10 protein-coding genes are annotated in these 15,468 nt (G+C 35.2%); 4 read left to right on the top strand and 6 right to left on the bottom strand.

Annotated elements, in window-relative coordinates:
• Nucleotides 1-6 precede the first annotated feature (6 nt).
• Complete coding sequence (locus E2R67_RS10000) at nucleotides 7-2,493, bottom strand: DNA internalization-related competence protein ComEC/Rec2 (protein WP_166739363.1); 2,487 nt, start codon at nucleotides 2,491-2,493, stop codon at nucleotides 7-9.
• A gap of 32 nt (nucleotides 2,494-2,525) precedes the next feature.
• Between E2R67_RS10000 and E2R67_RS09995 the strand changes: the two genes are divergently transcribed.
• Nucleotides 2,526-3,041, top strand: a complete 516-nt coding sequence (locus tag E2R67_RS09995; RefSeq protein ID WP_134290815.1) for a DUF2062 domain-containing protein — start codon at nucleotides 2,526-2,528, stop codon at nucleotides 3,039-3,041.
• Nucleotides 3,042-3,078: 37 nt separating this feature from the next.
• Complete coding sequence (locus E2R67_RS09990) at nucleotides 3,079-3,681, top strand: outer membrane beta-barrel protein (protein WP_166739362.1); 603 nt, start codon at nucleotides 3,079-3,081, stop codon at nucleotides 3,679-3,681.
• A 67-nt stretch (nucleotides 3,682-3,748) separates the two neighbouring features.
• Here the strand turns inward: E2R67_RS09990 and E2R67_RS09985 are convergent, their stop codons facing one another.
• The 3 genes from E2R67_RS09985 to E2R67_RS09975 form a co-directional block, all read right to left on the bottom strand.
• On the bottom strand, nucleotides 3,749-4,234 hold the full coding sequence (locus tag E2R67_RS09985) for a response regulator (RefSeq protein ID WP_134290813.1): 486 nt from the start codon (nucleotides 4,232-4,234) through the stop codon (nucleotides 3,749-3,751).
• A gap of 312 nt (nucleotides 4,235-4,546) precedes the next feature.
• The gene (pepN, locus tag E2R67_RS09980) at nucleotides 4,547-7,189 is read right to left on the bottom strand and encodes an aminopeptidase N (RefSeq protein ID WP_134290812.1); all 2,643 of its coding nucleotides are present in this window, start codon (nucleotides 7,187-7,189) and stop codon (nucleotides 4,547-4,549) included.
• A 169-nt stretch (nucleotides 7,190-7,358) separates the two neighbouring features.
• Entirely contained in the window at nucleotides 7,359-10,043 is a 2,685-nt protein-coding gene (locus E2R67_RS09975) for a bifunctional acetate--CoA ligase family protein/GNAT family N-acetyltransferase (protein WP_134290811.1), read from the bottom strand.
• A 175-nt stretch (nucleotides 10,044-10,218) separates the two neighbouring features.
• On the opposite strand from E2R67_RS09975, the gene E2R67_RS09970 reads away from it, so the two are divergent.
• On the top strand, nucleotides 10,219-11,583 hold the full coding sequence (locus E2R67_RS09970) for an MATE family efflux transporter (RefSeq protein WP_134290810.1): 1,365 nt from the start codon (nucleotides 10,219-10,221) through the stop codon (nucleotides 11,581-11,583).
• A gap of 454 nt (nucleotides 11,584-12,037) precedes the next feature.
• Nucleotides 12,038-13,582 carry a methyl-accepting chemotaxis protein gene (locus E2R67_RS09965; RefSeq protein ID WP_134290809.1) on the top strand — a complete coding sequence of 515 codons (1,545 nt, stop codon included), beginning with the start codon at nucleotides 12,038-12,040 and terminating at the stop codon, nucleotides 13,580-13,582.
• Nucleotides 13,583-13,638: 56 nt separating this feature from the next.
• On the opposite strand, the gene E2R67_RS09960 is transcribed toward E2R67_RS09965, so the two are convergent.
• Both E2R67_RS09960 and E2R67_RS09955 read right to left on the bottom strand, forming a co-directional pair.
• On the bottom strand, nucleotides 13,639-14,445 hold the full coding sequence (locus E2R67_RS09960; RefSeq protein ID WP_134290808.1) for a M50 family metallopeptidase: 807 nt from the start codon (nucleotides 14,443-14,445) through the stop codon (nucleotides 13,639-13,641).
• 1 nt (nucleotide 14,446) lies between these two features.
• A complete protein-coding gene (locus E2R67_RS09955) occupies nucleotides 14,447-15,355 on the bottom strand; it encodes a LysR family transcriptional regulator (protein ID WP_134290807.1) in 909 nt (302 codons plus the stop codon).
• Nucleotides 15,356-15,468: the final 113 nt, after the last annotated feature.

Here is a 15,468-nt window from a genome sequence, read left to right as displayed (position 1 = left end):
ATACTTTTAAAATACAGAATGACGATGATACCAATAAGCAGCAAGATCTTCTCTATAAGTTTTTACATTAATATGCTGATTTTGCACATTAAATCGAATAAATCCACTCTTAGATGTTGTGACTTGTTTCACTCCTTGTTGTTGGTAACGTTGAACAACCTCGGTAATAGGGAAATTCCAACGATTGCGATATCCAGCAGAAAAAACAACCCATTCAGGATTAACATGTTTTATAAATAGATTGCTAGAAGACGTTTTACTACCATGGTGTGGAGCAACCAAGATATCCGCAGTTAATGTTTCAAGCTCTTTATTTTTGATGGCATTATATATTAAGTCAGCTTCAACATCTTTATTGATATCTCCAGTTAATAATAAGGCATGTTCCCCATCACTTATTTTGACCACACAAGAATTATTATTATCGTTATTCCCTACCTTGTTTGGTGACAAAACTTCAACGGTTAATTTACCTAAATGAAATAACTGCCCTGCTAAACATTGCTCATAAAATAGTCTTTCATTTTTTATCTTATCTACAGAACGCTTTTTATTCATTACAAAAGCTTCTCCTGAAAAAGCTTTATTTACATAAAGTGAATGAAGAATAGTATAGGCTCCACCAGCATGATCGTTATCACTATGGCTAACAAACAAGTAATCTAACTTAGATATTCCTAACATTTGTAAATACGGTAATATTTCCCCCGTTGCAGCGGCATAATAAGGAGGGTAACTTGGCCCTGTATCATAAAGTAAAGTTTCCCCTGCACTTTTAACTAAAACAGCTAACCCCTGACCAATATCAAAAACTTCAACTTGCCAAATATTTTGCTTTTCTAGATGTTTTTCAACAAAACGAATGCCAATAAAAGTGATAAAAAACAGAATAAAAGCAGTCATATATTTTTTATTAAACTCGAAATAATTATTGGTTAATTTAATAAATGAAAGTAATACGATCAGTAGCAAAATACTAAGTATAAAAGCCATTATTGATCCGGATAACAGAATATATCCCGAGGATAAGACATCCATTTTATCTAAAAATACATTTAATAGTTCATTGGCTCCCATCAACAAATACTTTCCCAAAGGCTCAACAATATTAAGTAATAGCGCGCCCAGTAAAGTAGTAGGAATAACCAGCCAAGAGAAATAAGGAATGGCAAATAAGTTAATGAAAAGAGAAAAGGAGCTCAATGCAGAAAATTGTTGCATCTGAATCGGCAGCATAAGTAATGTAAGTAGCAGTTGTAATAAACACAGCCATTTAATAAAAGTAAAAAATCGATAACAAACAACTTTCCACCAAGGTAACAATTCTAAATTAATATTAGATGGGCGGTGCACAGCCCAAATAAAAATAAGTATTGAAGTAATTGCTGTAAAAGAGAGCCAAAGACTACTGCTTAAAATTGCTAATGGATCAATCAATAAAATAAACCAAAGGCATAACCCTAATAGGTCAAATAAGCTCACCTTACGTTTACTAGATAACACCAACAGGCTAAAAAACAACATTAATAAAGCACGTTGGGTAGGCAATGAAAAACCAGAAACATACCCGTAGCCTAAGCAAACCAACAAGCCACAAATATTGGTTAATCGCCAAGTTAACCAACCTAATAAAGGAATCGGAACAAAAGATTTTATTAAAACATTAAAAACCGCAAACGAAAAAGCAAACATAAGCCCAATATGTAAACCTGATATTGCAAATAAATGTGCAATACCTAATGTTTTGATGGCCTCTTTGTCTTCTACTGTCATTAGACTTTTATCTGCAAAAATAAGTGCAAGTAATGCACCTTGATGCTTAAGATCAGCGGTTACTTGCAATGTTTTTTGATATAAATAAGCACGAAATGAAATAGCAGTATCTACTGTTTTAATATGCTGTTTGATATTTGCAATATAAGCGACGTGTTCTGAATAACGCCATTTTTGACGGTCAAACCCACCAGGATTTGCTTTACCTTGAAGTGGTTTTAAACGCACTTTAAATTCATGTATCTGACCCGCTTGCACCATTAAATTAGGTTTAAACCAACGCATTTCAATTAATGGACAGGAAAAACAAGATATTTCGTTGATAGAAATGATATTTGCAATAAAATAACCATTATTTTTTGAATTGATTAATGATTTAATCTGTATTGTTATGTTATTGTCTTGCTCATTGACTATATTAGAAAAAATACTAACCCGTTGTTTATTAATCACTCCCAAAAAAGGTGTTTCTAAAACACTTATCGGCAAGGTATGATTAGATTCTGACACCCCATTAGATATTCCTAATAAGGTCGTATAAGTAAAACTATTAAAGTAAATAATAGTTAAAGGTAAAATGGCTAGATACCGCCATTTCGGCCAATAAATAAAAATACAAAAGCTCAGAGCACAATAAAGTAAACCACTAAACGTCAATAAATGTGGCCAAAATAAAGTACTAACAAAGACAGCAATAGACAACCATATTGTTATTCGCATTTTTTCCATTTAAACAGATAAAGTTTAATTATATGCCAAAAAACTTGATTAAGCGCTTTTCCCCAAATCCAGAAAAGCTTAAAACACACCCGTATTTAAAACATTTTGGAACTAGAATTCAAAATCCTAGCTTATGGGGCTTAAACAGGCGAAGTGCAGCAGGTGCAGTTGCTGTCGGTTTATTTTGTGCTTGGATGCCGATCCCTTTCCAAATGGTTGTCGCTTCATTTTTTGCTATCTTTTTCTGTGTGAACTTACCCTTATCGGTTGCATTAGTTTGGGTATCTAACCCACTCACCATGCCACCTCTTTTTTATATGGGTTATCGATTAGGCGCTTTTGTTTTACAACAACCTTTAATGACCTTCAAATTTGAACTCTCTTATACGTGGATCCTCAATGCTTTTGAAACCATTGCACCTGCATTATTTTTAGGCTGTATCATCATGGGGTCTATTTGTGCTTTTGTAGGTTATTGGGGATTTACATTATTTTGGCGCTATACCTCAGTCAAAAAATGGAAAAAACGCCCACATGCAAAGCGTTGATGGTTAACAAAATAATGGATGCCTAAAAATGAAAATAATGCAAAGTATACTCTCAACAGTGTTGCTCACAGCTTGTTCTTTTTCATCTTCTGTTTACGCAGACGAAGATTATATTACTGTCAGTGCATTTTTAGGATCGCGAATTAACCAAGACATAAACAATCAAGGTAGTTCTAATAATGCTGAATTAAGCTCGGAATTAACCCAAGCTTTATCTATTGGTTGGAAATACGATACTAAAGCAGAAGGTGAATTATTATTATCAAATAGTAAACAGCATCTTTCAATGACGGGTACTGAGTTCGACACTTATGTGCAATATTTACATCTTGGAGGGAAGGTTTTATTTACTAATGAAACGCCCTTTTCTACTAACATAGGCATAGGCGCTGGTATTACCTATTTTAATCCAAATACTAATGAATATGATCCTAAAACTGCTTTATCAGCTCACCTTAGCGGCGGCCTACGTTACCAAATTAACCAACAATTTTCTTTAAAAAGTGATTTACGAGTTTATGCAACCCGTTTTAACACCGAGAGTCACCTTTTTTGTAAAGAAGGAAATTGTTTGATTAACTTAGATGATAGTTTTTATTTACAAACAGAAATACTAATGGGTTTTGAATATAAATTTTAAGGGTTAATTTTTAATAAATTAACTTATAACATCAATAAAAATGAGTTTTAAACAAATAATATACTCATTAAAATGTGTGAGATAAACGTGATAATGCTTTCCCATCGAGCTTAGGTGTATACCCTTCAAGCTCTAATCCTTTTTCAATAGCATATTCGGTAATCAACTCTTTTACTGTTTGTAATAACTCATCAGGTGCACAGATTTTTTCTAAAAAATAGTCCAAACGAGATTGACTGACCTTACATATAGTATTCGCATTTTCATGTTCATCTGAACTTGTAAGTAATAATTTTTTAGTACCGATAAAACGATGGTCCATTTCTATTTCATTTAACAATTCCACCCCATTTTTGCCTGGCATAAGGTCATCGGCAATAACTAATGCAACTAACTTTTCTTCCGCATTAAGATCTTCTAATAAGCCCAAACACTCTAAAGCTGATTCACATTTTTCAATGTTAAATACATCAGCAAAAAAGGCTAACTCTTGACTCAAAGAGTCTAAAAAGCTGCGTTCATCATCAACGCAAATTATATTTATTCGTTTCATTAACTTACCTAATTTAAAAAATAAAAATACTTATTGGAAGTACTTTCCAACAAGATTATTTAAACAGTTTGGATTGATATAACGTATCCTTTTATAAAAGGATCACAGGACATAATTAATTAAAATAATGGTTCATGAGGAAGTTTGGCCATAATAATTAAAAATAGTTCAATTCGAAGTAATGATAAACGATATCATTACACTTACTCTATTTTCATCATTTACAGCAAAAAAAAACTAGAATGGATCAAAGAATGTCTAACTAACCTAACCAAAATATCAGAAAGGTTAGTTAGATCACTTTAGTGTAAATTATTGCGCTAACGCTTTTGTGACCTTCTCGTACAAATCGACAGCCAAATCAGGTAATGCTAATAAACGATTTAGTTGTGATTTAATTAATTCAATACGTTTTTTGTCTAAACGCTTGAATTGAATCAATGGTGTAATCAAACGAGAAGCAACTTGTGGATTTTGGCTATTTAACTTAATAATTTGATCAGTTAAAAAAGCATAACCCGCTCCATTGATATTATGGAAGTGATAAGCATTATTCTGAGCAAATACACCAACCAAAGATCGCAAACGATTTGGATTATTGAAATCGAAACTACGATGTTCAAACAGTGCTTCAATATGTTCTAAAACGTCAGCTGAAGGCATGCTAGCTTGTAATGCAAACCATTTATCCATCACTAAGCCATTATCAAACCACTTATCATCAAAGGCTTGCATCACTTCTTCTCTACAAGCTAACAGACCGCTATTTGCAGCACTTAACGCACCAAGATGATCGGTCATATTATTGCATGATGCAATTTGTGAAAGCACATAGTCATTCGCTAATTCTTTATCTACACGAGCAATAAATGCAAGTGCTAGATTTTTAAGTTTACGCTTAGCAATATCTTCAATATTAGGTTCATAAGCTTTGAGTTGTTGGTGGCGCAGATAGGTATCAACAAACAGTTCATTCAACTGAGTCGCAATCTCTTGCAGCATAAACTCACGCGCTTCATGAATCGCTTCAATATCAACCACGTCAAATAATTCACGAGCACCTGTTTCACTTGTAAAAGTAAACATATCTGAGACTAATGCAGGATCAAGGTTTTCACTTACTAATACAGATTTGAACCCATCAATGAAAATACTTGGCAATGATAGAGGTTTACCTAGTTGTAACGCTTTTACATTATTAACTAAGTATTTACTAAATAGAGTTTGTCCTGCATCCCAGCGAGAAAATTCATCGCTTGCGAAGCTCATGATATCTAATAATTGTTCATCAGAATAAGCATATTGGTATTTAACAGGCGCAGAGAAACTACGGAATAAACAAGGTACAGGCTGTGCAGAAACATTTTCAAATACAAATGTTTGCTCTTTTTGAGTCAAACTTAATACTCGGTTTGTTTTGCCTTCAGATAGAGTAATAGCATTGCCATTGCTATCTAGTAACTCGATATCAATAGGAATATGCAATGGCAATTTTTTAGATTGATCCGCAGTTGGTGCTGTTTTTTGTTTAAAAGTAAGCTGATAAGTTTGGCTTGCTTGATCGTAATGATCTGTTACAAACACTTGAGGCGTACCAGATTGAGAATACCAACGCTTAAATAAAGTTAAGTCAATACCACTTGCGTCTTGCATTGCAGCAACAAAGTCATCACAAGTTACAGCCTGACCGTCGTGGCGTTCAACATAAAGCTGCATACCTTGTTGGAATTTTTCTTCACCTAGTAAGGTATGTAACATACGGATCACTTCCGATCCTTTTTCATACACGGTGAGGGTATAGAAATTATTCATTTCCATCACACTTTCAGGGCGAATTGGATGAGACATTGGCCCTGCATCTTCCGCAAATTGGTGATCTCGCATTGTCATTACATTCGCAATACGATTAACACTACGGCTACCTAAGTCAGAACTAAACTCTTGGTCACGGAAAACAGTTAAGCCTTCTTTAAGACTTAATTGGAACCAATCACGACAAGTAATACGGTTACCTGTCCAGTTATGGAAATATTCGTGTCCAATAACCGCTTCAATACCTAAATAATCTTGGTCCGTTGCACTTTGTGAATTGGCTAATACAAATTTTGAATTAAAAATGTTTAAGCCTTTGTTTTCCATTGCGCCCATATTAAAGAAATCAACAGCTACAATCATATAAATATCAAGATCATATTCTAAGTTAAAACGCTGCTCATCCCATTGCATTGAATTTTTAAGCGATAGCATGGCATGTTTTGTTTTATCTAAATTGCCTTTATCAACATATAGCGCCAATTTCACATCACGACCACTTTTAGTGATGTAATTATCTTCTAAGCAATCAAAGTCCCCTGCGACTAATGCAAATAAATAAGCAGGTTTTGGAAAAGGGTCAACCCAAGAAACAAAGTGTCTTCCATTCTCTAGATCACCTTGGTCAACTTGATTACCGTTAGATAATAAGAAAGGATAAAGCCCTTTATCAGCAATGACTTTAGTGCTGAATTTAGCAAGTATATCTGGGCGATCTAAATAATAAGTTATACGACGGAAGCCTTCTGCTTCACACTGCGTACAGAATGCATCACCTGATTTGTATAAGCCTTCGAAAGCCTTATTTTCAGCAGGATCCACTTTTGTATTAATTTCTAATGTAAAGGTATCTGGTAAGTCGTTTAATACTAAACCGCCTTCGACCAATTCATAATCAGTGTGATTCTGATTATTAACGAGAATAGAAACTAACGTTAAATCTTCACCAAATAAAAACAGAGGAACAGGCTTATTAGCAACACGTTGGATTTGAGAAACGGCTTTAATGCTTGTTTGAGTATCGTACAAATCAAACTCAAGATCGATGGTAGCTACGGTATAATCCGATGGACGGTAATCACTAAGGTATTTTTCTTGCGGATTTTTTTCAACAACTTGTTCTAGGTTATCAAGATCGCTCATTATTTACACACTCTTAAATCAAGGGGAACTAAAAGCAGACAATATACAAGAAGGCCAACAAAATATTAAGTCTTATTTAAAAGCAATATAAAAAAAATATATCAAAAACACAAAATAAGTACTTTGTAAGTATGCGCGTCTGCATCGACTACTCTCAGGCTATAAATATTTAATTAAGTTCCAATTTCATATTAATAACGCCATCTTCAATATCTCGTTTTACTTCAAAGCCGAGTTTTTTAGCAAGTGTCGCCATACCAATATTACTTAACATTGTCATACCAGAAAGATATTGCGTGCCTTTGGCTTGTTGGTAAGTCACCAACTTTTGTAACATCAACTTACCTAGACCTAACCCTTGAGCATCGGAGCGAACAATCATAGCAAACTCAGCCTCAACATTATCTGGATCAATAGAAGCACGAATAACCGCGAGCGTATCTTGCTCTTCTCCTTCTTCTAATCGAATCGCAATAAAAGCCATTTCCCGCTCATAATCAATTTGCGTCAACTTCGCCATTTCTTCATGACTCATTTTACCTCGTTGAGAAAAATACCGCTTATAACGATCTTCTTGCGTTGAGGCATTATCAAAGGCTTGTTGAGTTGTTTCATCTTCCGCAACGATAGGACGAATTAAAATAGATTGACCATTATTTAATATCACTTTTTCTTCTAACTGCTTCGGATAAGGGCTAATAGCAAATCGTTTTGATAAACCTTGCTCATTAAACATGAGTTGCACTTGGCTATCCACGATACTGACATGACTTCCAGACACAAGGACAGGATTTAAATCTAAATCGTGGATTTCAGGATTATCTAATAACATTTGTGATAGCTGAGTTAACATTAAACACACGGCTTGCATATCAAAGTCTTTTGCATGTTGTTTTACTTTGATCTTTTTATCTTTAATTCCCTGTATCACCAAATATCTTGCTAACGCCATATTTAATGGCGGTAAGGCTACGACAGCATTCTCTAATGTAGTTTGTAAATCGCGAGCATCACTGTCTTGAGATATTGCGATCACAGGGCCAAATATCGCATCTTGTTTAATCATCACTCTTAACTCTAACGCTAATCCTGATGCGACCATTTTTTGTAATGTAAATCCGGTGAGCCGTGCCGCTGGTAACGTTTCTTTAATTCTTGAGGTAATCGAAATTAAAGCAGAATCTAATTCTCGTGCATTATTAATGTTAAGCATGACGCCATGCACTTGAGATTTATATTGGATATCTGGCGAATTTATTTTAACCGCCAACGGGTACCCTATTATTTTAGCTTTTTCGATTGCTTCTTCGATATTTTCAGCAATATGCGTATTAATAGTATTCAAATGATAAGCGTCTAGCAAAGGCTTAGTGTGATAAGTATTTAATTTAACAGAACGATTTTGTGAATTTACATTGTTTTTGATGTATTCCGCGGCGGCAGAAGCTTCATAAATAATATGCTCAGGTAAATTAGTCGGCGTTTCCATTAATAATTTCTTATTGCGACGATATTGTACTAAGTGCATAAATGCAGTGATTGCGCCTTTAGGGGTTCTAAAAGTCGGTATTTTAGCTTTTGCGAAGAGTTGTCTCGCAGGTTTCGCAGCATCCTCCCCCGTCCAGTTAGTTAAGATATTAATCTGTTTACGTTTTGCATGTTGCTGGATCACATCAATGATTGCCTTTGCCGTCTCTTCGCTATCAGATAACGCAGAAGGAGAATGCATAATTAAAATTGCGTCAACTTGTCCACTGTCCATTAAATGCGTCAACGATGTCGCGTATCGTTTAGGATCAGCATCGCCAATCATATCGATAGGATTATTGTGCGACCAATTGGTGGGTAAACAAGCATTCAGCTTATCCATCAAGGGCTGATCTATTTCAGCTAAACGCCCGCCTGCTTCAATAAGGTTATCAACCGCTAAAATCCCTAACCCTCCACCATTGGTAATAATAGCTAAACGTTCACCATGTAAATAATTGGCATAAGCTAACGTTTCAACGGCAGCAAATAATTCATGAAAATCATGAACCCTTAACATCCCAGCACGTTTAATAGCAGCGTCGTAAACACTATCGTGTCCAAAACGGCCACGACTATGTAAAGCGGCGGCTTTAGCGCCTAATAAAGAACTACCCGCTTTGATCACCAATACTGTTTTTTGTTGTGAAACTGCTCTGGCTGCGGATAAAAACTCCCGAGCTTGATCAATGCTATCTATATACAACAAAATAGCTTGAGTTTTGGTATCTCTCGCCAGATAGTCTAATAATTCAGGAAAAGAAATATCTTGTGCATCACCTAATGAAACAAAAGCAGAAAAACCAATGCCTTTACTTTGAGCCCAATCTAAAACCGTTGTACAAACCGCTGCAGATTGCGAAACAAAAGCAATATTGCCAGGTAAAGCATTACAATGAGCCAAGCTTGCATTCACTAAATTATGAGGATTTATAATGCCTAAACTGCTCATACCTAATAAACGAATTTTATGGGTTGCGGCGATTTCATAAATACGACTTGAAACATTAGCATCTATTTCGGTAGTGACAATAATTGCAGCTCGACAACCTTTTTCAGCTAACGCATTTAAGATGTCCGGTATACGAAATTCATTGGTACAAATAACAGCGAGATCTGGTGTGATCGGTAAATCACTAACTTGTTGATAAGCAAGTACACCGTGTACTGAAGTATACTTAGGTGTAACAGGCATAATTGGTCCGTTAAACCCTGCAGCCAGCAGATTATTCATTACTAAATAACCCGCTCGTTTTACATTAATAGAGGCGCCAATAACCGTAATCGATTGTGGATTAAAAAAGTGTTTAAGTAACTGCAAACTCATAACAACCTCAACGAATGTGAATAATAAAGAAAACTTAAGTTTACGCTCTCACAGAGATTCTGCCCTACTATTTAGGGAAAATAAGAGCCATGTCATTGAATATTAATTAAGAATTCATTTGCACCCCATCAAAGCTAAGCATACACTCAGCTTTTTAATTTCTTCGGAGTAGTTTGTGCCTTTTATCATCGAGTCTAAAAAAATCATAAAACTAAGCATTCCTCTTTTTATTGCGCAATTTGCACAAGTGGCAATGGGTTTTGTCGATACAGTTATGGCAGGTGGTGTGAGTGCAACGGACATGGCAGCAGTGGCTATCGCATCCAGCATCTGGCTACCCTGTATTTTATTCGGAGTGGGCGTGCTAATGGCCATTGTGCCCTTAACAGCACAAGCTCATGGTGCAAATGATCTATTGCAAATACCTAAAACAGGGCAACAGGGTTTATACCTTGCATTAATATTATCCATTCCAATTGCATTTATTCTATTTAATGCAGGCATGTTAATGGTATTCATGGAAATTGAAGATTTACTAGCAACCATCACCACCCATTATTTATATGCCATGATCTTTGCCATACCAGCGTTTTTATTATTCCAAGCGTTACGTAATTATATTGAAGGTTTATCACTGACTAAACCTGCTATGGTGATTGGATTCATAGGTCTGCTTGTTAACATTCCATTAAATTGGATGTTTGTGTATGGAGAATTAGGTGCACCCGCATTAGGCGGTGCAGGTTGTGGTGTAGCAACTGCAATTGTGTATTGGATCATGGCAATCGCATTAGCTTTCTATGCGCTATATACAAAGAAACTTAAACATTACCCTCTTTTTAAACAATTTACTCGACCTGATTTTAAACATTTATTTATGATGACCAAATTAGGGTTACCTGTTGCTATTGCTATCTTTTTTGAAGTGACAATCTTCGCCGCAATTGCCATTTTAGTGGCACCTTTAGGTGCAAATGTGGTGGCATCACATCAAATTGCAATTAACTTTTCTAGCATGATATTTATGCTACCTATGAGTATTGCAAACGCTGTTAGTATTCGAGTTGGTTTTAATTTAGGCCAAAAAAACAATATGGGAGCGAAGCAAGCAAGTTATGCAGGATTAGCTATCGGTCTGGGATTGTCGTTTTTTACTGCAATCACAACCATCATATTTAAAGAGCAAATTGCAATGCTGTACTCGCACAATCAAGAAGTTATTGATTTGGCAATCACATTAATCCTATTATCAGCTATTTACCAATGTGTTGACGCTATTCAAGTAGTTGCAGCTGGCGCCCTTCGTGGTTATAAAGAAATGACAGCGATTTTCACTCGTACCTTTATTTCTTATTGGGTGGTAGGTTTACCATTAGGTTATGTATTAGGCATGACAGATCTATTAACTGCACCGCTAGGAGCCATTGGTTTTTGGATTGGTATAACAGTAGGATTAAGTACTGCGGCAGTACTTCTTGGACAGAAATTGCATAAAATCCAAAAAACTAAATTTGCTATATTAAGTATGAAATTAAATTAATAACAATGAATTAAATCAAAATTGAGTTAACTCATTGTTATTGCAAACCCTGTCACATTTTTAGTTATGAACCAACGACTCAGCTCAAGATACAACATAGGGGAAATAATTAGGCCTATTATCAGTCCTTGTACAGCTGAATTTATTTAAGATCAGGGCAATATAAAGTAAGCAATTAAACACATACTTTTCCTAATATAGAATGCTAAATAACTAGTCCTCCTATTTCAACCTAAAACCAGTTCATTTTTTAGGCAAATTATTTTTTCAATTTGAATAATAACCAGCAAAGATCCTGTACATGAATCGTACTACTTTTTAATTATTAATGATGTGAATCAAAACATGATATAAAAAAACATCTAACTTATTACACCTCTCACGCACTGTATATTTATAACGACTTTATATTGCGAATCGTAAAAAAATAAAAATAAAACGAGGTAATAAATTCATGAGTCAAGAAAGATTGTTTGCTGCGAATGAAATACTGCTATCAACAACGGACTTAAATAGCCATATAAAATATGCTAATCAGGATTTTTGTAATATTGCAGGATATACATTATCAGAACTTCAAGGAGAACCACATAATATAGTTCGCCATCCAGACATGGCTAAAGCAGCATTTAGTGATTTATGGCAATATGCGCAAGCAGGACATTCGTGGATGGGTCCCGTTAAGAATCGATGTAAAAATGGCGACTATTATTGGGTAAATGCCTTTGTTACTCCTATAAAAGATGCTAATGGGCATATTTTTGAGTATCAATCTGTCCGCACAAAACCTGATCGAGATGTTGTGGAAAGAGCAGAAGAAACCTACAAAAAAATCAATCAAGGTAAATTGCCCTTAAAATTGAAGTTTAATGTAGACCTCACCTTTTGGTTTCAATTGTTTTTTATCACATCATTGATTTATACCATTTACATTTCTACGTTAAGTAACGTGCCACATATGATAAGTATGCCAATGGTTACTATTTCAGCAACATTGTGTTGGTTATTTTTTAATTGGCGGAAGAAATTTAAACGACTTATAAAAGAAGCGAAAGAGGTTTTCGACAACCCTTTAATGGCTTATCTATATTCAGGAAATAACAACGCAATTAGTGCGATCACACTTGCATTAAAAATGCGTGAAGCTGAACTTAAAGCAATAGTCGGTAGAGTTTGTGATGTCTCAGAGAATATTGCAGCAACAGCCACAGACTCTGCAGAGTCAGGAAGAAATGTATCGACAATATTATCGCAGCAAAATAATGAAACAGATCAAGTTGCAACCGCAATGAATGAAATGTCAGCAACAATTCAAGATCTTGCGTTAGTGATTGATAATGCGGCAAAAGCATCGGAACAGAGTTTAACAATTAGTCACCAAGGGCAAGAAATAGTACATGAGAACATTAACGCGAATAATGATTTAGCAAAACAATTAACAGAAGTAGAAAATGCAATTACACGGCTTGTTAATGCTTCCGAGTCCATCGAGAAAGTACTAAGTGAGATTAGCGGTATTGCAGATCAAACAAATTTATTAGCATTAAATGCAGCAATAGAAGCCGCACGCGCAGGTGAATACGGTAGAGGCTTCGCAGTGGTTGCCGATGAAGTGCGAGCGTTGGCAATGCGAACGCAACAATCCACAACAGAAATTAATAAACTACTCGGTGAATTACAAGCTGAATCTGATTTTGCAAATACCGCTATGAAAAAAGGGTCAGAGTTATCAGTAAACTGTGTAGCGCTTTCAGGGAGTACTGGAAAAGCATTAGCTAGAATAACATCAGAAGTAAGCGATTTGGTTAATTTAAATACACAAATAGCGACCGCCATAGAAGAGCAATCATTAGTATCAGAAGAAATAAATCGTAATATCGTCGCCATTTCAGATATGTCAAAAACGACAGAAGAACATGGTCAAAAATCAGTTAATTTATCTAATGAATTATTAGATAAATTAAAAGAGCAACAAGCACTGGTAACGCAATTTATGTAATCTTATTTATAGGGTAAAGCATTGGTTATCTAACTAACCAATGCTTTACCCCTCAATCAGCTCCTTATAAAAATCGACAATAAACCTTTTAAAACAAATAAAATAAACAGTAATAAACTCGCTAAAACAATACCTATCACATATAAAACTGAAGCTGAATTGATTAACAACTTCCAATTAAAAAAACACTCCCAACCTAACAGTTGATTCATAACCATCACAGATAAACACAGCAACAAAAATATAAAAAAGCCGAACCAAGCTCCTTTTAAATCTTCTTTCGATGGCGATAAATGCAAACTCACTGCGGCACAGCAATAGCACCAAATCAACAACTTAACAGGAGAGGTAAAATAAGCTTGTTTTATAAAATCTGTGAAATTAGTGGTGATAACGAATAATTGCGAAAAAAAAGTGCCTGTTGCTTTTACAGAGAAAACTGAATTTAATAATTGAAATAAAGAAGCTGCATTATCTAATAAAATATAAGTGAGTAAATAAAGAGCCAATAAACCACCAAACAATGGCGCAATACCAATGAAAAAGTTGCCCATTATTTGCCATAAATTACGATTATTATAGGAATGCGTCACATAACCTAAAGTTCCTCTTTGGTCTGGATTAAATAACACGATTTTTTGAATTTTATGTCCAAATAAGAAACAAAAAAAAGCATGTGACAATTCATGAATAGGCGTACCAATCCAAGCACTCAGATAAATGATTCGACCATCAAATAAACGAGTGGATAGAAAAAACACAGAACGTTGCAACACAAAGAGAATAAAAATAAGGACAAAGAACAGGGTTAAATGACTCGCTAAAACTAAAAGCTGTTCGGCACCAAGGTGTACTAAATCCATGTTACTCATCTTTGTTTTTAATTTTTGAAACCAAGAAATCCACCGCCGCTTTCACTTTAGGCACTTGATAGCGTTGTTTTTGGTATAACAAGAACATTCCTAAATTAGCATTACGTGTAACAGTTACGGAAGGATTAATAGTCAATTCAAGCAGTTCACCAGAGGATAAATAAGGCTCAAGCGCCCAACGTGGCATCATTAAAATACCCTCACCTGCGATTGCTTTTTGTAACAACCAGTGACGATTGTTGGTAATTAACTTAGGAGGCGCAGAGACATCATGCCATTGCCCATTAATTTCACATAACCAAGGAGTTGGCCCTCTTGGTGTTTTAAAGTACAAACCTAAGTGTTGCTTTAAAGTTAATGCATCAGATAAATCATCGGCATTTTTAATATAACTAGGTGCGGCAACTGGGACGAAATTATTGTCAATAAGTTTAATCGCAATCACTCTTTCATCGGGTGCATACCCTCCTCTGATAGCAAGATCCACTTCATCTCTTGCTAAGGTCGAAAGTTCATCGCTTAAATTAACATTTAACGTAATTTGTGGATATAAAACAGAAAAGTCATCCAACAAAGGTAATAACACTTGTTCACCAAAGCCAACAGTAGAACTAATATTTAATACACCCATTGGTGTCGTTTGATAGGTTCTTACGGATTCATCACTGAGCTCTAAAGAACGAATGATCTCACTGACTTGTTGGTAATATCGTTGCCCTATTTCAGTTAATGTCACAACGCGTGTAGAGCGTTTTAATAAAGTAGCACCTAAGTTTTTTTCTAAATCAGCAATTCGTCTAGAAAGAGAAGATGGCGGAACTGAAAACAACACTGCGGCTTTAGTAAAACTCCCCGTTTCTACGACTTTAACAAAATACTTAAGTGCTCTAAGTTGATCCATTTATTATTCCCCAGTGTGGCATCCTAATAGTGACCGCAATATTATTGCCTTTTTGACAATAAAGAAAGCTGAATAAAAAGTAATACCGCCTCCAATTTACCTTCTATTCATTC

Origin of the sequence: Psychromonas algicola (assembly GCF_004378355.1) — a bacterium.
Classification (GTDB): Bacteria; Pseudomonadota; Gammaproteobacteria; order Enterobacterales; family Psychromonadaceae; genus Psychromonas.
The sequence above is the reverse complement of the archived record's forward strand: the minus strand, read 5'-3'. Positions and strand labels throughout refer to the sequence as shown.

Excerpts from the sequence above, each read along its gene's own strand:
- E2R67_RS10000 (WP_166739363.1), bottom strand. The coding sequence starts at position 2,493 with ATGCGAATAACAATATGGTTGTCTATTGCTGTCTTTGTTAGTACTTTA.
- E2R67_RS09995 (WP_134290815.1), top strand. The coding sequence starts at position 2,526 with ATGCCAAAAAACTTGATTAAGCGCTTTTCCCCAAATCCAGAAAAGCTT.
- E2R67_RS09990 (WP_166739362.1), top strand. The coding sequence starts at position 3,079 with ATGCAAAGTATACTCTCAACAGTGTTGCTCACAGCTTGTTCTTTTTCA.
- E2R67_RS09985 (WP_134290813.1), bottom strand. The coding sequence starts at position 4,234 with ATGAAACGAATAAATATAATTTGCGTTGATGATGAACGCAGCTTTTTA.
- pepN (WP_134290812.1), bottom strand. The coding sequence starts at position 7,189 with ATGAGCGATCTTGATAACCTAGAACAAGTTGTTGAAAAAAATCCGCAA.
- E2R67_RS09975 (WP_134290811.1), bottom strand. The coding sequence starts at position 10,043 with ATGAGTTTGCAGTTACTTAAACACTTTTTTAATCCACAATCGATTACG.
- E2R67_RS09965 (WP_134290809.1), top strand. The coding sequence starts at position 12,038 with ATGAGTCAAGAAAGATTGTTTGCTGCGAATGAAATACTGCTATCAACA.
- E2R67_RS09960 (WP_134290808.1), bottom strand. The coding sequence starts at position 14,445 with ATGGATTTAGTACACCTTGGTGCCGAACAGCTTTTAGTTTTAGCGAGT.
- E2R67_RS09955 (WP_134290807.1), bottom strand. The coding sequence starts at position 15,355 with ATGGATCAACTTAGAGCACTTAAGTATTTTGTTAAAGTCGTAGAAACG.